Raw genomic sequence first — 20,590 nt, 5'->3', positions numbered from 1 at the left:
GCCTTATTCAAGACGTGATTGGGGTCGATGCCCAGCAGCGGCTCGTGCGCGCAGACATTGTGGGACGTCGCATGGGCGTGGCCGAGTCGCTCCAGCCACGGATTCCGAACGAAGCGGAACGCCTGCGGGCTCGGCAGCACGTTGAACAGACCCCTGCCGGTGGTCTAGGTGTGGTTGCTTTCGAGCGTGGCCTGCATGGCTGCCGAGACGCGTTAGCTGACCTCGATTCAGACTCCGCATTCGTTGGAGGGCTCAACGTGTTCACCAGAGAAGGTAGCGAGAAGCCGCACAACGTGACGCTCGTCGCGGGCGCCAGCCAGGTCATCGAGTTGGACAAGTGCTCGCTGTCGTCTGACGACCGTCACCATGGGGTGCAGAGAGGGCCTACGTTTTACGTCTTCTTGCCCGAAGGTGACGACGCGGAGAGCGTCCGATGGGCCGTCCTCAACTGCCACGAGTACACCCACGTCGACTTAGTCCGGACGCTACTCGACCATCGAATTGAACTGTTGGTGGTCGTTACGACGCATGCAGCGACACGCTTGTACTGGGAGTACGCCACGGCGGATATACACCGGCTCTTCTGCTACGTCGTTATCGCCAACATCGCCGAACTCGGCGGCAGCGGCGTTTTCGCGCCGTTCCGTCGAATCGGCCGCGAGTACAACGCGCAAATTGGTTCTGCCGGGCAAGTGTTCGGGGCCCGTGGGCCAGCGCGATTCAGCGTTGAGCACGATCTCGAGATCGGCGAACTCCGAAGCCTCCGCGGCGAGTTCGCGGATCGTGGCTTCAATGCCGATGCCGCGCGTGAAGAACGCGTTGAGCAACTGGCCGCTCAGCATTCATCCATCGCGGCCGCCCATACACCGCAACTGGTCGTCGAACCCGTCGTGCCTTCGGAGCACTTCGTGCATACGTTGGATAGGCCGGCAGGACGGCCGCCCACAACCGGAACTCACGAAGTCCCGCATCGGTTTGTCGCCGGTACCTTGCGCGTGGCGGTCGGCCAGCTGGCCAGCATGCCGGTCGCAGCCTACATCGACTACCGATACCGGCTACGTAAACACCCGGCCGTGCAGCAGTTTCAGGACGGGCTGGACGCGCATCTAAACGAGTTGGAGCAGAGATGCCGGAGACGGGGTGTCTCTGAAAGCGGCCATCTTCTCGACATGCTTGTCCTGCCAGAAGTGTTTGTGCCACGTGACTACGTTACGACACTGCAGACGTTCAGCGATCGCATGGGCACAACCGTCGTCGCTGGGGTTGACTATCCGGGTGAGACTGAAGAGCAGAACGCCAATGAATGCCTAATCCTTCGGCCTGGGCTTGAGCCGGTGACCTACAGAAAAGTCACGCGGTCCCAGTACGACGCCCACGCGGACCACTCCGGGGGCCGAATGAAGATGGCGAGGGGCGATGCGATGCTGCGTTTCGTCGACGACAGTAGCGGGTTCAGCTTCGGCGTCCTCATTTGCTACGACTTCAGTCACGTCGATTTGATGCACCAATTGAACCTTTCTGATCGTGCCGAGCCGCTCGAACTTGTTGTAGTCGCGGCGCACAACCCCTTCGGCGATCTCTATCGGTCCTGCTGCATTGCCGATAGCCATCGCTACTACCAGTACATCGTGATGTGCAACGTGACAGCCTACGGCGGAAGTGGTGTGTTCGGTCCGCTTCGGACGCCGGGTGCGCGACAGACCTTGATGGAGATGGGAAAGGGCGTAGACACAATCACCTTGACAGACCTTGACTTAAAGAGCATTAGAGCGGCGCGCGGTGCGACCGACGAACGACTGAATGATGTGAGGGAGTCCAATCCGCTGCACAAATTCATGCGCAGGCCGGGCGTGTTTCAGGCTCGAGTGTAGAAGGCGTTGGCAAGTCCTGTGGCCTTCGCAAGCCGTAGACCGGCCCCCACGTGGCCAAAGGCTATCGTCGCCGTGCCGCGCACAGCCTGTCGTTCAAGCCATACGATGTGCCGAACCCCGGCGGTGCGGCGACGTGGAGGCCCCGGCCCGAACAAGGGACCATGACTCTTTGACCCGTACTGTAATATCCGGAGCATCGTCAATCAATAGCGGTCCGATCGCTCCGCGCGCCGGACGCAATTGCTCGTGCATTGACGCGAGCATCGAGGTGCGATGAGCGCTCGGGTGGCAATTATTGGTGCAGGGCCGGCAGGATGTAGTGCCGCACTGCGCTGCGGCGAGCTGGGAGTGCCTGTCGTTCTGTTCGAGTCGGGCGAACGGTATCGGGACAAGCCGTGCGGCGACGCCCTCATTGAGAGCGCGATTTGGCACGCTCAGCGCTTTGGCCTCGTGCGTGATCGTCTACAGGCCCTTGGCGGCCGGCCATTCCACGAGATTCAGTTCGGACGCATCGAATCGGCCTCTCCTCGGCGATCCTGGCCTTGTGCGGGTGGCTGGGTCATTTCCCGCGCGACCTTCGACCAAGCGCTTCGCGACGCCGTATCCAGGACCTCCGAGGTTCGTTACGGCGAGTCTGTAGCGGAGGTGTCGCCGGACGGGGCCGGTGTTAACGTAAGAGTGTCGAGGTCGAACGGAGTGGGTGAACACTTTCGCGCCGCGATCCTCGCCACCGGGGCGGCATCACGTCTCACGAAGAATCTGGGCATGGATGGCACCCCAACGCACGGCGTGGCGTTTCGCGGGTACGTTCACGGCGCAGAACGACGGAGCGGTCTGTTGGTCGAGTTGACGTCTAGTCCAACGGGAGAATACCGCTGGATGTTCCCTGGCGGCACGAGCGCAAACGTCGGAGCCTGTCGGCTTGGACATCCGCTCGACAAATCCAAAGCCTCCAGTATGGCCAGCCTCAGATCGCTCGCCGGAGGGTTTGGTCTGACTAAGCTCGCGGGGGGTGTGTTGCCTCTTTGGAGCGGACAGGGACGCAAATGGCACCATCCCGCTGGGATAGTAAGTTGTGGTGACTGTGCGGGACTCGTCAATCCCATGACGGGTGAGGGAATAACAGCGGCATTTCTCAGTGGCGAAATGGCGGCGTACGCAGTTGCCATGTACCTCGAAGACGGCAACGTTCGATCTCTCGAACAATTCTCCACGCAACTCGGCGAGACGTTTTTGGAGACATATACGGCGCACAAGGGTATTGTGTTGAGCGCGCTGGCGTCCTTGGATTGAACAATGAGAAAAACGCGGGCTTTACTTCGCTACAGTTGCGTCTGGGAAGATGCCGACGTGCTTTGCTCCGCTCTCGAACCTGTGGCCAAGGAGCGGAGACTGCTGTCCATTTCTTCAGCTGGCGACAACGCCCTCGCACTACTCACTCTTGATCCTAGCGAGGTGGTCGTGATCGACGTCGACCAAGCGCAGCTCAACGCGCTTGAAGTTGCGCTTGCGAGCATTCGAGGTGCTCGACCACAATGGTTTGCTTGAGTTCCTCGGCGTGCGAGAAAGCGGCGGTCGAGCGACGGTCTACCGCGAACTCCGTACAGGTCTGTCGCAAGGGTGCCGCGATTTGTGGGACAGTGCGCCAAATGCCATCCGTGATGGAGTGATTCACTGTGGTCGATTCGAGCGGTACATGCGCTGGTTTCGCCACCTGCTTCCACGGGGTACGCGTGCCGCCATTGAGCAGCTCACCGATGTGAAAGGGGCGGACGAACGGCGCAGCATGTTCGACGAACAGTGCGACGGTCACGTCTGGAGAGCACTGACGGCTGTCGCCTTTGCTCCACGGACGATATCGATGTTCGACCGTCGGCGACCGTACCTCGAACGTGCGTCGGCCGATGTCGTTAGCGCCATGCGCCGCCGGCTCAGGCATGGTCTCACGGTCGCCCCGTGGCGCGAGAGTCCCTATCTCACATACTTTTTGACCGGAAATTTCAGCGATGGCGCCTTGCCTCGGTACCTCCGGCCTGAACATCACCATGCGATTCAGTCGAGGATTGGGCGGATTTCCATTCATCACAGTGATCTCGCCGATGCCCGTGCACTTGGCTTATTCAGTGGGTTCAACCTTTCGAACGTCTTCGACTACGTCGACCGAGCGTCTCTCGATACGACGTACAGTGGCGTACTGGCCGCTGCAGAGCCGACGGCGCGAATTGCTTACTGGTCCGCATTCACGGATCGGCAAGGCCCTGTGGTATCGCAGCGGGTGATGTCTGGATATGATGCGACGCTTCTTCGAGAGTGCGACGCCGTCGGCGCATATGAGTCGTTCCATATCGACGAAGTGTGCGCGCCGGCATGAGGGCCGAGGCGCGAACAATGATTCGGCGTGAACGAGACTAGCGCCTTGGTCACCGATCTTGCTGGCATTTGGCGGCGCACCTGGCCCGCGCTACAGACGGAGATCGAAGCGCTCGTTCTTGTCGCCTTCCGTCTCTTGTATTGCCGCCTGGAGGAACAGCGCTTCTTCCCGGGATCTGCCAGAGCCATTGAGGAGGCGCGCAGGAATGCATGGGCCCCGCGAGAACTCGGAACCTTGCTGCGAACCCGCGACTCCCTCCACGCGACGGCGTTCGCCGACGTCATTCACGACAGACTGGCGGCGCCATTCGACGCAACGGTAGCATCGTTGGCGTATGGGCTTGATCGTGACCTTGGTCTCCTCTGGTCCAACGATGACCAGCGAGGCGACCGCATCTGCCAAAGAGCCACTGCCGATGCGGTGAACGCAGCGAATCGCACTCTCCGCAAGCACAGGCCCGGCGCAATCGTTCTCGTGCGCCCCCGACGACAGTTCTGGGGACGACATCCAAAAGTCGTTGGGAAATTTCCTGTCGATCTGCAGGATCCGCCATCGACCTTTAGGGTTCTAATGGGCCTGACCACGAGCTTTAGCCGCGTTGACTACAGCACGATCGGAGGTGGGAATCCGCGCATGATCACGGTTGCTCTATGGCCGACGGTCGCGCCGCCGATGAATAGCCCGGCCCTGATCATGAGCGGATTCGGTTCAAGTAAGATTGGGTTCCGCTTCAAGCTTTGGAAGGACCTTCCTCAAGAGCACCAGGCCGAACAGCGGTCACTCGCAGATCGAATCGCCGCCTATGTCAATGGCGCGCGCGACGCAATTGGCACAGTCCACATCGTGGCCGCGCCGGAACTCGTGTTGGCGCCTGAGGCCCACCATACGATCAACGCGGCAGTCGCGACTCGGCGGAATGCGGCCTGGATACTGTTTCCTGGCTCATACCACGTCGAGCACGCCGATGGAGTGGTCAACCGCGCGGCGATCCGCGTTGGCGGGATAATCGACAAGAACGACCTGCTCATCGATCCCGTTTGCGGCGCCGTATCGGCGGTGAAGCGAACAGCTTTTGAATTCCCCGGCGTCGACGGGCTTCAATACGTCGAAGACATCGACGGTTCGACTTCGTCCGCGCACGTTCTGGATACCGATGCCGGGAGGATCGCAACAATGATCTGCCGCGATTTCATCGACGTGGGCCTCACTAAGGAGGTCGTGTCGATGGGCGTCGATCATCTGTTCGTGTTATCGATGTCGCCCGATAGCGGCGCCAAATTCGAGCATGCGATGGCAGTCGCGAGCGACTATCGGACGGCGACGTTCCTTGTCAACGCATTCACTCCTTCTGGCTCGGCTTTTGTCTGTGCCGGTCTCCGTGAGCCGCTGAAAGGCGTAAAGGTTGCATGGAAGCGGCCCACCAAACGCAAACCGTACTGTGTGTTTACCCTCAAACCTTCCAATTGAAGCCACCGGTCGAGTGGTCTGACCATCTCGCCGTCGAAGACTGCATCGTAGGCCCCTCGGATGTCCAATTGGCGGTTGGCATCGTTCACGCCATTGAGAGCGGCACCGCCGACATCGTCGTTGTGACGGAAGGTCCGAAGGCCAGCAATGCCTTCAGCGATCTCGACGGCTGCCGGGCGGTCTCATGCGGAGCGCCGGAAACGGCCGAATCGCCTGGTCCTGACCTCGAATAGCTCAGGGGCGGTCGCGACGTTTCAGGAGTGGGCAGATCAAGTTGGCCCACCGCCACTCGGCGTCCCTGGCGGCGATGATCAGTTGAGAGTCTCACCCGCTCGAGCGCTCTCAGGCTCCGGCAGGCCTCGAGCTACCAAAGTACCGGCAACGAGTAGTACAGCCATCGCGAGCATGGCGCTTCGATGCGCCCAGTGCCCGTAGTCGCCTAACGCCCAGACGACCGCGCCCCAGATGAGCGGGCCAAGTATTGCCGAGAAACGTTGCGCGACGGAATACAGGCCGAAGTAGAGGCCCATGCGATCGTCCTTTCCTGCGACCGCCAGGAACGCACGGGAAAGGGCCCACGCCGCGCCAAATAGCAACCCGCACGGCGCGAAGAAAGCCAAGAACATACCGAACGATGGCGAGAGGGCGATGCCTACCAAACCGACGCACCACCCCCAGAGTACGAGGACGAGGAGTCGGCGGATGCCGTAGCGGACGGCGAGCGCGCCGGATGCCATGGCGCCGATGCCCGCGGTGACTAGCGCGACGAGCACTGTCAGCGCGACCTTGTCACTCGACAGCGACCAGACCTCGCGAAGATAGATGGGAATAAACAGCTGCACCGAGAGAATCGCGTCGCCGTAGAGATAGAACGCCAACAGGAATCGGCGAACAGTTCGGTCGCGCGTGGAATCGACCAGTTGGTCCCTGGAGTCACGATAGCGTTGCCGAACCGTGATTCCGGAGACCGGTGACGAGACCTCGCGATCGTGGAGGAAGCTCAAAATGCCGAGGACGCAGATGCCAGACAGCAACCCTGCGGGTGCCAGGGCATAGATGCCGCCTGGAGGCAGCAGCGGTGGAATTCCTGTGCTGACGAGAGGAAGCACGAGGAATATCCCGACAATCGATCCGAAGTGTCCGAGGCCTTCACCGATGCCCGACATCACTGAAGTCAGGCGACCGGTAACTAACCGCGGCAGCATCGAGTCGTAGAAAATCAGACTCGTTTGATAGAAAAAGTTCAAGAAGGAAAACAGAATAAGTACAACCACAGCGGTGGTCAGCCCGTCGCCGAGGCGCAGCACCATGACGGGAATTAGGACGGCGCATAGCGCGATGAGTACCGTCTGCCCTCGGAGCCAACTGACTCGATGGGCCGTTCGGTCCACGATCCATCCGATGAGCGGCGCGGTCAACAGCAGAGCCACGGTGGAAATCGCAAAGCTGAATCCGTACCAGAACTCGCGCACACCATGCTCGGTGACCCACTGCGAGATGTACAGAGACCCATTGATGATTACGAAGGAGTTGCAGAAGTCGAAGAGACTCCAAGCCACGCGGATTCTCTTGGGCTGCTGGGCGCCCGGTACCGCCAGTGTCTCACCCATGGCTCTGTTCTCCCCTAACGATGGCGCCGAATGACTCGAACTCCGCGTGTGAGCTAGTTGCTTCGAATACAGAACCGACGACGACGACATCGGCGCCGGCTGCGAATGCGGCCTCCGCATCGTGGGGGCGGCGAATGCCGCCACCGACGACGAGAGGAACGCTCACGACCGCTCGGGTCGCGGCGATAAGGTCAGCGGGAACGGCATCCGGCGCACCACTGCCAGCGTCGAGATAGATGCACGCAGCGCCGGTTAACTGCCCGCACAATGCCAATGTGGCAGCGATCTCTGGCTTGTCACGAGGCAGAGGGACACCTTGCAGTCCGTGACTCGCCGACGTGATTCGGCCGCCATCAACACAGAGGTAGGCCATTGGGAACACAGGAGCGCCCAATGCCTTGAGAGCGGGTGTAGATCGATATGCCTGTCCGACTAGCTCCCCAGCAGCCGAGAGGGTGCCGATGAGCGGCAAGAGGACTCCGGACAACCCAGGCGCAAGCGTCGCATCCGCCGCTGACAATCCGAGGATGGCGAATACTGGGAAGCCGCAGTCCTGTCCTACGGCGACCGCGACTCGCGCGATGTCCGAGCCGTTCGAGCGATGAAGAAAGGTTCCTCCTACCCACACGGCCTTGAAACCGTTGTCGGCGGCGAGGCGGATTGCCGCCTCGGCGCTCGTCGCGGTCGAACGGTCGGGGTCGAGCAAGAGCACGAGTCCACGTCCAGCGAACGGCGTCGCACGCTCGTTCATAACATGCTGCCGGCGACGAATACGAAGAACACAAGGATGGCTGCATACCGGTGCAGCTTCTGTACGCGGTGGGCGGGGAGCCTGTCTGGCTGAACGAATAGCCACGCACTCGCGCCGAGGCCGACGGCGGCAAGGCACGCGGAGATCATCTCCGGCGCGAGGCCAACCCGGCTGCCGAGTAGCAGCGCGACACATGCCGCCGCGTCGATGACGCTCGCGCTGCGTGCGGCGACTTTCTTGCCCCGAAGGATCGGCAGAGTGCGAAGTCGGGCAATGATGTCTCCGGGCTCGTCTTCTATGTCCTTCCAGATCTCGCGCGCAAGCATGACTAGAAAGAGCACGGGCAGCAGCGACAGGAGTCTCGGCGCCGCACCCTGCAGCAAGCCTGGCGCGGCCGACGTTGCCACGCAGAACGCCGTTAGGAGATTCGCCAAGAGGCCTGAGCGCTGCTTCAGTCCGAACGAGTACCCGATCGCGCAGGAGGCCCAGACAATCTCGACTGCGAGGAAATTGTCGAGGGGCACAAACGCGCCGGTCAACACCGCGACGCCGCCTGCGAACGCTACCGACGCGATAAGCCACAGCGGCGTTCGGTCCACCTTCTGAAGGTAGCGGTGTGGCCGGTTCACTCGATCACGGACGCGGTCGACGAGGTCGTTGACCGCGTAGGCGGTCGCGGCTAGGGTCGTCCAACTGACGAACAGCAAGACTTGATCGAGTATCGACCACTCGTATCCAATGCGCGGCTCATCGATCGAGAAGACGGCGAGTGCACCGAGCAGCGCGCTATTCCCAACACGAAAGAGCTGTGCGAGGATCGTTGCGCGTTGCATTGGGGTAACCAGTTCACAAACTCCAGCCACGTGCTCGCCGCTACGCTGTAAGGTGTTTGACTGCACTATCGCTCTCTTCCAATCGGCGTTCGAGTGCTTCGCTGATTCCGTGCGGCATAAGTTGTTGAAAGAGTGTTCGCGTGTTCTCGAGATTGTCTTTAAGCGTTTGCGTCGGTGACATTCGGTGGCTCATTACCTCGCTGATTTGCAACTCGATCCGGCCGAGCTCACAGAAGGCTCGCGTGAACAGCATCTCGTGAGAATACCGGTCCCAATCACGGTCACTGAACATGTCGGAGTGGTTCCGTTTTTCGAATGCGGTGGCGAACGCCAGCGCGTCACTGAACGCCCGGATAGCCTCGTCAGGCGCCTGCTCTGCAGCAAGAATTCGAGCGTAAAACACCAGCGTGTCCAACTCTATTTTCCAGTGGCCGATCGACTTATCGGCTTTGTCCCACGACTCGTTAGGTTCGAGCCCACGCCGTTGGCGAATGAGCTGCACTGCCTTTTCGAAATGAGTCCGGCTCCCTTTCGCAGCGTACGCCAATCGCTGGCCATCCAGCTTCTCGCAGCAGATGTTCCCATAGGTGTACCCGGCAGCGGTGGACTTGGCACGCGCTTGGTCGAGAAGGTGGGACACCCCGGACGAGGCTAGGCCAGCGGCGGATCCTTCGTAGATCGCCTCATCAAATAGGTTGTCGATTGCCGCGAACCGGTGTCGCGCCAGCATTTCCGCGATCCGAACGTACGGTCGAAAAATCGCAGCGTCGGGATCGTTCGGCACGACGAGCCGCTCGGCGACCGAAAGCGTGGCCACATACGGCAGTCGCACTGGCTCGCCGAGAATTCGCAATGTTCTTTGGTCGCGGACCAACCCTCGCGTTCGGACTTCCTCCAGCAGCTGTTGGGCGCGTATGAAACGAGCGCCCACATGGCCACGCTCTCCGGACGGGATCAACGAGAGGACAGGAATAACGTTCAGATCGACGTCGCGATAAGGAAGGACCTCCTCGACACCCTGCAGCGCTGCGGCCAAGCCGTCGAGGTTCTGTTCGTTGAGGCCAGCGATCACCACGGCCACGTCCGGCAGCATTCCTACACAAAACTGCAGATAGTCGGAAAGACCCGTCCGACTGTCGATCAGTGTAAAGTCATAGTCCTCGCGCCACCACTGATCCCGCATGGATAGAACAAGTGCCATGCCGTCAAACTCGGTCAGGAATCGGTACCATCCGACCTGCGCGAGGGATTCCACCGCTTGATGCGACGAAGGACCTGCCGGCAGAACGTCGACCAGTCCGTTCGATGTCTTATTCTCATGCACCCGGCGTTTCCACTTCCGCCACATGTTGGGGTCGCCGTCGGCCGGGACGAATGGCTCCTGGAATGGATGCTCCGCGCCTTTGAGTGATGAACAGAGCTGGCGTTCGACGAGATCGAGGACTCCGCCCGTGCCGAGTTCGCGCGTCTCGGGGGCCGCATATGTGATCGAGGACTTCGCTGCTTCATGAAACAGGGGGTAATTCTGCACGCCCGGCGCGAGTAGGTCGAGGTCCACCACGAGCACGCGAAAGCCGTTCTCCGCGAGCGTCATGGCGACGTTGACCACAGACATGGTTCTCCCTACGCCACCCTTATAGGAATAAAAGCTGACAATCGTGCCGGGAACGTCAGCCATTGGCAGCGCTCTGGACATACGCCTGGTGCGCGATCCGGAGACCCTCCACGTAACCTGCGGTCGGGCGAGTGGCGGCCCTGCGGACGAGGAGTGGCGGACGTGTGACGATCGCGTTCGGTTGAGGCTCAGTCGCCCAGGTACGCCGCATCTCGTCCTGCATCGCCGCCCGCAGGCGGCCATCCCGCGCGGCCTCGTCGACGAGGAACAAAGCGAGCTCGTACGGTCTCATGCGTCGCGCCAATATGGCCTCACCCAGCGGAGAGACGCGGTACGCTACAGCTTTGGGGCCGAGCGTCACCTTCTCAAGTATCGCCATCTTTGCGAGCTGCGAGATATGGTACTTGACTATGCTCTCGGACACATCCGCAGCCGCCGCGACTCCGCGAACAAGTTCGGTTGCGCGCGATCCGGAATGTGCAAACGCTGTCTTCAGAATCATCATACGAATCAAGTCGACCGGCTCCGCCGGATCCCGGTCGGCCGACAGTTTGGCCTCCGCCGCATCAACGGCTTCGCGATCGACAATGAGCGTGATGTAGTCTGTGTATGCGCTAATGAAGCCGGCGAGATACGCGAGCTCTCCAGCTGGCGTCGGGCTCGCTTCGCTCGCCGTTTTCTTGATGATGGCCCGAAGGTCGCGATACTCCCTCAGCTGAAGGGATACGGCTGCGGGGCCGAGGGTCTGAACATCGCGGATCAGCTTGTGGACCAACGACTTGAGGGCCGCGACGAGCGCCGTATCGTCCCGGTTCAAATAGGCTTTATGAACAGCCTCTATGGGCATCATGTCTTAATCCTAACGAATGTTGCTGTTTTTGGGCAACAGTGAGTCAATAGAATACCGCAAGATCTTGGGAGCCGTGGCGTATGGCTCCATGCGGCCACCTGCCGTGCGTACAAGGTAGGCCCGGGGTCGAGTCGCGCCGGGACCGCAACCGTCGGAGATTGTGATGGAAATCGCACATGAACACCGCGTCTGAAGCGGCAACCGCACAACAGGCCGAAGCACGTCTCGTCGCGTTAGCCTCGAAGCACGGCACGCCACTCTACGTTTACGATCTTGCGCAGGTTCGGGCGCGTGCGTCTGAATTGAGGCGGGTGTTGGAGCCTGCTCGATGCCGGCTGCTCTTTGCGATCGTAGCGAATGATCGGCCGGAGGTTCTCCGAACAGTCGCCGAGTTGGGCATAGGCGCATGCGTGAATTCGGTTCCACATCTCCGGCTCGCGATTGAGGCCGGCATCTGCGTTGCCGAAACGCAGTTTACGGCGACCGGCATCACGCGCCAAGACATGCGGCTGCTGCAACAACTACACGTTCGAACGAATCTGGATTCTCTCTCGCAGCTTGAGGCATGGCTGGATCTTGGTGCGACGGAGGCCGGCATTCGCCTCAACGCCGCGTCGATTGGTGGGCCGAGATCCGCAGATCGACTTGGGATTTCCGCGGACGACGTACAGCGCGCGATCGCGATAGCCGCGCGGACTGGCGCCCGTCTCACCGGCGCTCACGTGTATTTGGGAACCAGCTTTCAACGTCCCGAGGAGATGTTGCCCACGCTGCATCGCGCCGCGCGGGTCGCCGCCGAGTTGCCGGCATTGTCGTATCTGAACATAGGCGGCGGGATCGGGGTCGACTACGAGCGATGCGGACGGAGTTTCGATCTTAGCGGGTTCGCAGAGGGGCTCGCCACCTGTGCGGAGTTTCTCGTCGATCGAGTTGGGCACGCCGTGGACCTGGTGTTCGAGCCCGGCCGCGCACTCGTCGCCGACTGCGCGACGTTCGTCACCACGGTCACCGACGTCAAGGAATTGCGGGGTGAGCGCTTTATCGGTGTCGACGCCAGCATCGCCGTGTTTCAGCGGCCTTTGGTTCATCCGGAATCGCCCCATAGCATCCGTCGCATTGGGTCTTCCGACGCGCGCAGAACGTCGCCCGCCGGGCGTGCGTCGGTGGTTGGGCGATCGAGCTTCTCGGGGGACATTCTCAGCGTCGCTCAACTCCCCGGCGATGTGAGCGTCGGGGACCTATTGGCGATTGACGACGCTGGTGCCTATCTACAATCAGTTGCCTCCCGCTTTCTTGGGCAGCCCGAGCCCTCGACCGTCTTCCTTTCGATGACCGAACCCTGAACGAGCTTGGCCTCGCTCGCGGCGGCAACTGCCGCCAGCAGGCCGCTGAACCCCCACGGTGATGGGGATCGCCTCGGATTGTGGCTGTACTACGATGCGACCATGCGTGGTGGCGATCAGCAGAAGGTCCGACGTCCCCCCGCATTTGAGTAGCGTTTAGGTTTAGAGTCCGGCCTGAGCTGACGTAGAGGTCATAGGTGCCTTCATCAGCCAAGGTCTGAATCACGCCGCCTCCCTAGAATTCACGACTTACCGTGAGCCGTGAAGATCGGCGTCGCCCTTACTGGTAGTGCTCACTGAGCACTACCGCTTACTGGGATTGACTCGTGATCGGACCGCCCATTACTTCTTTGACGCGAGTCCGATCACCTGACTTCCAGGCCTCGATCAACATCTTGCCCTTCGCGCTGATATTCACGGCATAAGTGACGATCTGCCAGTTGTTATTTGCCTTCAGCGTCGCGGTCGCAAGGCCCGCAGCGACTAGTCGCCCGAAATGTAAGAGCCCATCGCCGGATACGACGACAAAATCCTGCGTGAGCATTTCGAGGAACAGGAGCCGATCAACCGCTTCAAGATCGAACGCTCCCGTAATTGCGACGAGCATGGATTTGTAGACGTAAATCGAATCCTGCTTGATTGTCCCGCGGTGATAAAGCGCATGGCACGTCGGGCATAGTGCGATGAGGTTCGAAGGGTCGTCGCTCCCGTCTGCAGAAACCTCCCAGATATGGTGCATGTCCAACGCGAGAATATTTCGACATGTGGGAACGGCGCACCTGTAGCCAGACTCAGTGAGCACGACGACCTTAATCTTCAGCGATAAACTCTCTCGCTCCCTGGGCATGGGCTTCGTGGATCTCGCTGTCGCTTTTTCGGCCATGCGGCGGTTCACTCGCAAGAAATGCTCACTACTCAGCGCTTAGAATTTTCTTGATCTTCGTCTTTGGGAGACGACTAAACAAATTGCTCCACTCGAAGACGACAGAGCCGTCCTCCTCGACTGCTTCGCGTACAAGGATCGCGTCCCGTAACGGCTTCAGGTGGTGATTTAGCGCTTGGTCACTCTTGAAGTCGAACTTTGTCTTCAAGTGCGAGCGAGTGCGAGGCACTTCGCACTCACGCATTAGCTCCTTCGCCTTGCTCGTTGTCAGATGTTCTTCCACATACGACTGGACCACGGTGGCGTTCGAGATGCTCTGAATCGTTTCAATTGCACTCAAGCGATCCTTGATCGCGACCAATTCATCCGTCAGCCCCTGCGAAGAGACCTCAACGCTATCCTTCTTGAGACGTCTATCGCTCGTCACCGTTGCCTCCGGACTTGATTCCCCCCTCGGGCAACAGCCCGAAATCGTTCAGATCGAAAAGCCGCACTCGCCGTTTGTCGGCCTTTGCTTCCATCAAGCCCATAGAGACACAACGAAGCGTCATTGCGACGACCGCATTGGGACTCAACTTGCAGGCGATCCGGACCTGCTCCACTGATTTCGTGCCATCGAACATCTGATACGCGGTTCGGGTCTTCGCGTCGGGCAGCGCTTCTTCGAGCATTGCCTGCACCGGCTTGTGTGCCGCAGCGCGAAGCCAATTTCGAATTTCGGTCAGAACAGAGAGGAGACTATCGTCGTTTTGCGTTTGTATCGGCATCGAAAAAACTCACGGGAATGCTGATCGCTAGTTTGGGTTGCTTTCTTCCGTCCACCAGCAAATCGCTGCTCTCAAGCCTCGCGAGCAGCTTACTGAGGTCACCTTGATCCACGGGCACCTGATTGGCGATTTGTGTCTGTGTGCGGGTGCCATCCATCAGGAAGATCGACTTCTGCTTTCTTGCGCCATTGCCGACAGCGCTTCGCAAGTCCTCACGTAACTTCGCATCCCGCTGTGCAATAGCTGGTTCGGCTATCAGCTCCAACAGCTTGCGCATCTGACGCACTTCCTTGAGCAGTTCGACGTCACTCATTTGAGCCGTCCTCGCTGAAAAATGAATAGGGAACCTTTACGAGGATCTTCGGGTTCTTTTGGTCGGTGATGAGCTTCGCGTCCGACAACGCCTTGACAAGCCTGCTGAGGTTCCCGTCATCCATCCCGGATTCCTTGGCGACCTGAGATCTCGTGCGCGATCCGTCCATGAGTTGCGCAGCTTTGGCTTTCTTAGCACCGCTCCCAACGACAGCCCGCAAGGAGGACCGCAATTTCGCATCCCGCTGCGCGAGCGCTGGTTCGGCCATTACCTGCAGCAAGTCACGAATCTCCGTCAGTAAGTCGATTTCCTGCGACATAAGCTTACCGCCTCCTTATCAACCATATTAGTGTCTTTGATCCCGGTAGCCACAGTCAAGAAACGGAGAATCTGGGCCAGTTTTATGGTGTGTGTCGTGCAAAATATAGTGAAGAAATAACGAACCGCTCCGATCGCCGGAAATGAGATGATCGCGCCGACGTAAGAGCCCTAGGCGTGCAACATCACTGCGGCGTTCCGTTCGCATCTGGCGATGCGTGGAACGCCGGCCATGGCGGTTCAGGAACTCGCGGGACATCACGGACCACGCGACGACGCAGCGCTACATGCACCTGAGTCCGGCAGTACTCGACCGGAGATCAAAATGAAGCGCACAAAGGTTCAGCGTCTCGGGTCGCTGCGGGCAGAAATGAAGGCCGTGGCGCGCGGAAGGCGGCCGGCTCCGCCCACGGTCTCGATAAGAGGATTGTCGTCGAGATCGATCCTTACTCTGATCGCGATCGACTTCGCGTGGCGTAAGCGGTGTCCTCAGGCACAGCCACCCTGCGAGTATCTAGGTTGCGCCGCAGGCTTTCAGGAAAACCGCAATGTCCATAAGCGCGTGCTTCGTCGTTCACATGACGGGCGTCTCGAGCAGATAGGAGTGGCACCCGCCCGCCTGCGAATGGACCTTGAATCCGGCATCGAGTAGTCGGTGCATTAGCTTGCGCCGACCGCAGGTCACGACGGCCGTGAACACACCTCCGCACCCGGCGAGCGCCGTCTCTGGTCGTTCGGTCACGATCCGCATGACCTCGTCGTCCTCGCCCTTCCACACCAGGTCGTACGGATCAACTCGAGCACCACTTGCCCATCGGGACTCATACGCAGGCGCTCCTGCCCTACCGCCGGGCGTAACGCGTACCGACACAGGCGCTCCAGACGATCGCGCGCTCCCGCCCGCACTGCGATTCCCGCATGCAAATCGAACCCCTGCACACGTGCGTGCCAATCCCGCGATCCCGGCGCGTCGGGAGCCGCTGCCGGGTCGCCGCAGCGCCGCACCGACAGCCCCGCCCGGGGCCCGAACGCCGCCACACCGCGCACGGACGCGGTCCGCCAGCCCCGCCAGTGTGGGCATCTCCTCGGCCCACGGGTCGGCTACTTCGACACCCTCAGCAGCGTCGAACACACCGTGGCGCGCCAACAGGCGCTCGATGCGCCTCGCCAGCATCACCAGCAGCGGCGTCAGGTCAGGAGTCATCGGGTACCGCGCAGCGTGAAAGTGGACCTCACCTCGCGCATCCCGCGTGAACACGCCGTGCATGACCATCGCGTGGAGGTGTACGTTCAGATTGAGCGCCGATCCGAATCGCTGGACGATGACGACGGCGCCGCCTCTGCTATCGCGCCCCCCTCGGGCACGGGCCTGTTGTCGCAACCACCCGAGTACCGCACGCATTTAGACCGCGACGACGGCGACAGAGCCCATGGTCCCACGCCAGGACGTACCGCACGCGCGGCGGCAGGGAGAGTTCCCACTGCCGCACTGGCACGTTTGGAAACACGTACTCGACCAGATGCGCGGCGCGCTCCGTCATCCTCCGCCCACCGCAGCTGGAACAGAAGCCGCGCCCTTTGCACGAAAAGGCCACGAGCCGCTCGTGCCGGCACGCAGCACACAGGAAACGGGCGAAGCCCGCCGCGAGGCATCCACACGACAGAAAGTCCTCGAATGCCCGCTCCACAAACCGCGGGAGGCCATGCCCATCACGTCGCCCCGCCGCCTGCGCGCGGAGCGTCTCGTAGTGATCGCGGACGACGGGAACGCCCACGGCACGGTGGACGGCAAGGACCGTGCCCGACGCGGCGGCGGCAGCACCGGGCTGACCCTGACGCCAACGCGCATCAACGGTCGCAGGAACTGCGTACGCGCCCACGCGACCTTGATGCGGGATCTGCCACACCCCCCGACGTCGCCGTAGCCAGATTCATCTCAAACCCACGGAGGCCCGCTACCTTGTGCCCACTGTGTGCCCAAAACAGCAACGGCCCGCTCGAGGCGGGCCGTGAATCGATCGAATTGCTCAGAAGAAAATGGTCGGGATGCCGAGATTCGAACTCGGGACCCCTTGACCCCCAGTCAAGTGCGCTACCAGGCTGCGCTACATCCCGCCGAAACCGCTTTCTTCTCCTACTATCCTACTTTCTAAGTTCCCCAGTTCCCAAGTTCCTCAGTTCCCTACTTCTCCACTTTCCGACTTCGTTTCTTCGCCGCTTGGGGCGCGGCTGCCAGCGCGAACTCGCTGCCGCCTTCGAGTGTCTTCAGGATCCACTGCAGGCCCACCTTGACCTCCTGCAGATGTGCGCGTGCGGCCTGATCCACCACTGGCGCGACCGAGGCCGGCGCCTGCGTGACTGCGCTGCCCTCACTCCCCCGCTCAACTTCTCCCGCAAACAGCTCGGGCCCCGCAAACAGTTCAGGGACGGCTTCCTCTTCCAACCGCCGTCTGGCGCCCGAGAGCGTCAGCCCCTCCACCTGAATCAGGTGCTTGAGCCGTAATACCCGCTCCACATCCGCGCGGCGATATACGCGCGGACCGTTCGGCGTCTTGACCACACCCAGGTCTGGAAACTCCGCCTCCCAGCCACGCAACACGTACGGCTGGACACTGGCGATTTCACACACCTCTTGTGCCCGGAACGAGGGGCGATTAGGGATCGGTGCTGAAGACACAGACAGTGAATCGGCAGTATATCAGAGGCCTCTGGGCGACACGATCTTCTGTGTCTGGCGCAATGGCCAAATGGCACAAATGTCCGAAATGGCGAAATGCGGACAAATCATTGCAGGGAAGAATGGTCGAATGTCCTTGGTCGTCAGTGGTTGAATCTGCTGCTCCAGGGTCATTGGATCATTGCGCGCCTTGGACATTCGGCCATTCCGGGCATTTGGTTTGTCCGGCATTTCGCCATTTCGGACATTTGTGGCATTTCGCCATTACGCCTCAGCGCGCGCCGTCTGTCCGTTTCGCCCGACGCCTGACGCTGATGCGAATCGGAGTTCCTATGAAACCAAAGTGCTCGCGTAGCTGATTGACGAGATACCGCTCGTACGAGAAGTGAAACTCGGTCGCCACGTTCGTGAAGAACACGAAGCGCGGCGGTGCGCTGGCGGTCTGCGCGGCGTACATGATGCGCACCGCACGGCGGTGTTTGCTCGTGGGCGGGTTCGCGACGGTGATCTCTTCCACGAACTTGTTGAGCGCTGACGTGGGCACGCGTTTGGTGCGCGCCTCGGCCACACGCACCGCCATCTCAAGCACCTTCCCAGTGCGGTCGCCCGTCAACGCCGAGATGTGGAGGATGGGCGCGTACTCCAGGAACTTGAGCTGGAAACGCAGCTTGTCGTCGTAGTCCTTCACGAACTGCTGATCGGAACCCGCCATCAGGTCCCACTTGTTCACCACGATCACCACACCGCAGCCTGCCTCTTGCGCTTCACCCGCAATGGCGGCGTCGCGATCAGTGGCACCCTCGGCCGCATCGATCAGAATCACGGCCACGTCCGCCTTGGTCATCGCGCGCTTGGCCAGCACCACGCTGATCGATTCCACCTGCCCCGCCGTGGCCACCTTGCCCGGTCGCCGCATACCGGCCGTATCCACGAGCCGCAGCCGCTTCTTGCGGTACTGCAGCATCACGTCCACCGAATCGCGGGTGGTGCCCGGCATGTCACTCACCATCACCCGCTCTTCGCGCAGGAGCCGGTTGACCAGCGACGACTTCCCGACGTTCGGCCGGCCGACGATGGCGATGGCCACTTCGGGCTCGGCTTCGGGTTCAGGGGCGGTGGACTTGACGGGAAAGAGCTTGAGCAATTCATCGAGCAGGTCGGCCACACCGTCGCCGTGTTCGGCCGAAACCTCCATCAGGTTGAACCCGAGCTGGTGAAACTCAGCCGCGCGCGCCTTCGCCCGCTTGTCATCCGCCTTGTTCACCGCCAGGATCACCGGCCGGTTGAGCGCCCGCACCGCCTGGGCAATGTCCAGGTCGCCAGGCACCAGCCCCTCGCGCCCATCCACGAGGAACACGATGATGTCGGCCGACTGCATGCCGCGCAGCCCCTGCTCCACCACCATCGAGTGCAGCGGGTCAGTCGTGGCGCCGAACAGGCCTCCGGTGTCGGCCAGCATGAACTGGTGATTGAGCCACTGGGCAGGCGCCGACACCATGTCGCGGGTGGTGCCCGCCACCGGGGCCACAATGGACCGGCGGGTGCCCGCGATGCGATTGAAGAGTGTGGATTTTCCGACGTTCGGCCGGCCCACCAGCACCACGCTGGGACCGACGCCTTGCTTGGCCATCTCCCTTCCAGTGTACTCGCACAGTTAGCCCGATACTTGACTCCGTAAGTATCTTTTTTATAGTCACTTACGGATACCGCTTGGCCCCTAAGTCATGATCAAAGTCGACATCGTTAATGAGGTGTCGCGTCTCGCAGCCATCACCAAGGTCAAGGCCGAAGTGGCCGTGGACGCGGTGTTCGACGCCATGCGGGCCTCGATGATGAAGGGCGACCGCATCGAATTGCGCGGGTTCGGAGTGTTCCAGGTCAAACCCAGGAAGCGCGGGATTGGCCGCAATCCCAGGACGGGCAAGGAAGTGAAGATCCCGCCCGGCCGCACCATTCGATTCAAGCCTGGCAAGGAACTGCAGAACATCCCCGGTGAGTGAATTCGACCCGGCCGTCCCCCCAGTTTTTGTCCCGCGCCGCAAGTTTGACCACGGATGGGCCGTACTGCCCGTCACGTTGTTCCTGCTGACCGCGGTCACCACCACGTTCCTCGGCGCCGGCCCCTGGTACGCCCTCGCCATCCTGACCATCCTGGGCGCCCACGAGTTCGGCCACTACTTCGCCTGCCGGTGGCACAACGTGGACTGCACGCTGCCATATTTCATTCCGGCGCCGATCCTGCTCACCGGCACTCTGGGCGCCGTGATCAAAATCCGCGAACAGTTTCCGTCCAGAGCCGCGCTGTTCGACATCGGCGTGGCCGGCCCACTCGCCGGATTCATTACGCTCTTGCCGTTCCTCATCGTCGGGATCTGGCTGTCGGATCTCATGCCGTTGCCAGAGGACGCAGGCACCCTTTTTCTTGGTGAACCGCTGCTCTTCAAGGCGCTCGCGCGCCTCGTCCACGGTCCCCTCCCCGAGGGCACCGACATCGTCATTCACCCGATGGGGTTTGCCGCGTGGTTCGGCATGCTGGCCACGGCGTTGAACCTGCTGCCGTTCGGGCAGCTTGACGGCGGCCACATCGCCTATGCGGTGTTTGGCCACCGCGCGGTGAAGTTCTCGATCATTACGCTCGCGACGGTGGTGGGACTTTCGTTTCTCGCCACGAGCTGGATCGCCATGGCCGTCATGCTCACGGCCATGACGTGGATGGTCGGCCTCCGGCACCCACCGCCCCTCGACGACTGGACACCCCTCTCACGCGGCCGCCTCGTCGTGGCCGCCCTCGCGCTCATCATCTTTATCGTCTGCTTTACGCCGACGCCGATCACGTTTGAGTGGGAGTAGAGACGCTTGTCGGGGTCCGGGAGTCCCGGGGTCCCGGGGGTCGGCGGAGCCTGCGCCGTTCGGCGCAGGGA

At 61.1% G+C, this 20,590-nt stretch carries 22 protein-coding genes and 1 tRNA gene; 9 read left to right on the top strand and 14 right to left on the bottom strand.

Annotated features, from left to right (window positions below):
- Positions 1-14 precede the first annotated feature (14 nt).
- From IPL75_03260 to IPL75_03235, 6 genes are all read left to right on the top strand, one after another.
- A complete protein-coding gene (locus IPL75_03260; protein ID MBK9239284.1) occupies positions 15-1,871 on the top strand; it encodes a hypothetical protein in 1,857 nt (618 codons plus the stop codon).
- A gap of 273 nt (positions 1,872-2,144) precedes the next feature.
- Positions 2,145-3,164 carry an NAD(P)/FAD-dependent oxidoreductase gene (locus IPL75_03255; protein MBK9239283.1) on the top strand — a complete coding sequence of 340 codons (1,020 nt, stop codon included), beginning with the start codon at positions 2,145-2,147 and terminating at the stop codon, positions 3,162-3,164.
- A gap of 3 nt (positions 3,165-3,167) precedes the next feature.
- Complete coding sequence (locus tag IPL75_03250; protein MBK9239282.1) at positions 3,168-3,419, top strand: DUF3419 family protein; 252 nt, start codon at positions 3,168-3,170, stop codon at positions 3,417-3,419.
- On the top strand, positions 3,379-4,242 hold the full coding sequence (locus tag IPL75_03245) for a DUF3419 family protein (GenBank protein ID MBK9239281.1): 864 nt from the start codon (positions 3,379-3,381) through the stop codon (positions 4,240-4,242). The genes IPL75_03250 and IPL75_03245 overlap by 41 nt, the downstream gene beginning before the upstream one ends.
- 45 nt (positions 4,243-4,287) lie before the next feature.
- Positions 4,288-5,709 carry a hypothetical protein gene (locus IPL75_03240; protein ID MBK9239280.1) on the top strand — a complete coding sequence of 474 codons (1,422 nt, stop codon included), beginning with the start codon at positions 4,288-4,290 and terminating at the stop codon, positions 5,707-5,709.
- Complete coding sequence (locus IPL75_03235; protein MBK9239279.1) at positions 5,706-5,942, top strand: hypothetical protein; 237 nt, start codon at positions 5,706-5,708, stop codon at positions 5,940-5,942. Before IPL75_03240 ends, IPL75_03235 begins: the two co-directional genes overlap by 4 nt.
- A gap of 78 nt (positions 5,943-6,020) precedes the next feature.
- Here IPL75_03235 and IPL75_03230 read toward each other — a convergent pair whose 3' ends face one another.
- Genes IPL75_03230 through IPL75_03210 form a run of 5 tightly spaced genes read right to left on the bottom strand, consistent with a single transcriptional unit; the run spans position 6,021 to position 11,368 of the window.
- Positions 6,021-7,319, bottom strand: a complete 1,299-nt coding sequence (locus tag IPL75_03230; GenBank protein ID MBK9239278.1) for an MFS transporter — start codon at positions 7,317-7,319, stop codon at positions 6,021-6,023.
- A complete protein-coding gene (locus IPL75_03225) occupies positions 7,312-8,070 on the bottom strand; it encodes a hypothetical protein (protein ID MBK9239277.1) in 759 nt (252 codons plus the stop codon). The genes IPL75_03230 and IPL75_03225 overlap by 8 nt, the downstream gene beginning before the upstream one ends.
- Positions 8,067-8,903 (bottom strand): UbiA family prenyltransferase, encoded by an 837-nt coding sequence (locus tag IPL75_03220; protein MBK9239276.1) that lies wholly within the window; start codon positions 8,901-8,903, stop codon positions 8,067-8,069. Before IPL75_03220 ends, IPL75_03225 begins: the two co-directional genes overlap by 4 nt.
- A gap of 40 nt (positions 8,904-8,943) precedes the next feature.
- Complete coding sequence (locus IPL75_03215) at positions 8,944-10,581, bottom strand: AAA family ATPase (protein MBK9239275.1); 1,638 nt, start codon at positions 10,579-10,581, stop codon at positions 8,944-8,946.
- Entirely contained in the window at positions 10,574-11,368 is a 795-nt protein-coding gene (locus IPL75_03210) for a hypothetical protein (protein MBK9239274.1), read from the bottom strand. The genes IPL75_03215 and IPL75_03210 overlap by 8 nt, the downstream gene beginning before the upstream one ends.
- Positions 11,369-11,544: 176 nt before the next feature.
- On the opposite strand from IPL75_03210, the gene IPL75_03205 reads away from it, so the two are divergent.
- Positions 11,545-12,711, top strand: coding sequence for an alanine racemase (locus tag IPL75_03205; protein MBK9239273.1), 1,167 nt, complete (start codon positions 11,545-11,547; stop codon positions 12,709-12,711).
- A gap of 310 nt (positions 12,712-13,021) precedes the next feature.
- On the opposite strand, the gene IPL75_03200 is transcribed toward IPL75_03205, so the two are convergent.
- The 9 genes from IPL75_03200 to der all read right to left on the bottom strand — a co-directional run bounded on the left by IPL75_03200 (position 13,022) and on the right by der (position 19,299).
- The gene (locus IPL75_03200) at positions 13,022-13,450 is read right to left on the bottom strand and encodes an HNH endonuclease (protein MBK9239272.1); all 429 of its coding nucleotides are present in this window, start codon (positions 13,448-13,450) and stop codon (positions 13,022-13,024) included.
- A gap of 557 nt (positions 13,451-14,007) precedes the next feature.
- Positions 14,008-14,361 carry a hypothetical protein gene (locus tag IPL75_03195; protein MBK9239271.1) on the bottom strand — a complete coding sequence of 118 codons (354 nt, stop codon included), beginning with the start codon at positions 14,359-14,361 and terminating at the stop codon, positions 14,008-14,010.
- Complete coding sequence (locus tag IPL75_03190) at positions 14,333-14,674, bottom strand: hypothetical protein (GenBank protein MBK9239270.1); 342 nt, start codon at positions 14,672-14,674, stop codon at positions 14,333-14,335. The genes IPL75_03195 and IPL75_03190 overlap by 29 nt, the downstream gene beginning before the upstream one ends.
- Positions 14,667-14,993, bottom strand: a complete 327-nt coding sequence (locus tag IPL75_03185) for a hypothetical protein (protein ID MBK9239269.1) — start codon at positions 14,991-14,993, stop codon at positions 14,667-14,669. Before IPL75_03185 ends, IPL75_03190 begins: the two co-directional genes overlap by 8 nt.
- 573 nt (positions 14,994-15,566) lie before the next feature.
- Positions 15,567-16,394, bottom strand: a complete 828-nt coding sequence (locus IPL75_03180; GenBank protein MBK9239268.1) for a transposase — start codon at positions 16,392-16,394, stop codon at positions 15,567-15,569.
- Positions 16,336-16,872 carry a transposase zinc-binding domain-containing protein gene (locus tag IPL75_03175; protein ID MBK9239267.1) on the bottom strand — a complete coding sequence of 179 codons (537 nt, stop codon included), beginning with the start codon at positions 16,870-16,872 and terminating at the stop codon, positions 16,336-16,338. Before IPL75_03175 ends, IPL75_03180 begins: the two co-directional genes overlap by 59 nt.
- Before the next feature lie 158 nt (positions 16,873-17,030).
- Positions 17,031-17,107 (bottom strand) — tRNA-Pro (locus IPL75_03170).
- A gap of 67 nt (positions 17,108-17,174) precedes the next feature.
- The gene (locus IPL75_03165; protein ID MBK9239266.1) at positions 17,175-17,621 is read right to left on the bottom strand and encodes a MerR family transcriptional regulator; all 447 of its coding nucleotides are present in this window, start codon (positions 17,619-17,621) and stop codon (positions 17,175-17,177) included.
- Positions 17,622-17,940: 319 nt separating this feature from the next.
- Complete coding sequence (der, locus tag IPL75_03160) at positions 17,941-19,299, bottom strand: ribosome biogenesis GTPase Der (GenBank protein ID MBK9239265.1); 1,359 nt, start codon at positions 19,297-19,299, stop codon at positions 17,941-17,943.
- 94 nt (positions 19,300-19,393) lie between these two features.
- Between der and IPL75_03155 the strand changes: the two genes are divergently transcribed.
- Together IPL75_03155 and IPL75_03150 are read left to right on the top strand one after the other, a co-directional pair.
- A complete protein-coding gene (locus tag IPL75_03155) occupies positions 19,394-19,669 on the top strand; it encodes an integration host factor subunit beta (GenBank protein MBK9239264.1) in 276 nt (91 codons plus the stop codon).
- Positions 19,662-20,519 carry a site-2 protease family protein gene (locus IPL75_03150; GenBank protein ID MBK9239263.1) on the top strand — a complete coding sequence of 286 codons (858 nt, stop codon included), beginning with the start codon at positions 19,662-19,664 and terminating at the stop codon, positions 20,517-20,519. Before IPL75_03155 ends, IPL75_03150 begins: the two co-directional genes overlap by 8 nt.
- The last annotated feature ends 71 nt before the right edge of the window (positions 20,520-20,590 follow it).

The sequence above is a fragment of the Acidobacteriota bacterium genome, from assembly GCA_016716905.1.
GTDB lineage: Bacteria > Acidobacteriota > Vicinamibacteria > Vicinamibacterales > SCN-69-37 > SYFT01.
Note: the sequence above shows the minus strand (reverse complement) of the source record. Positions and strands in the feature narration are given on the sequence as shown.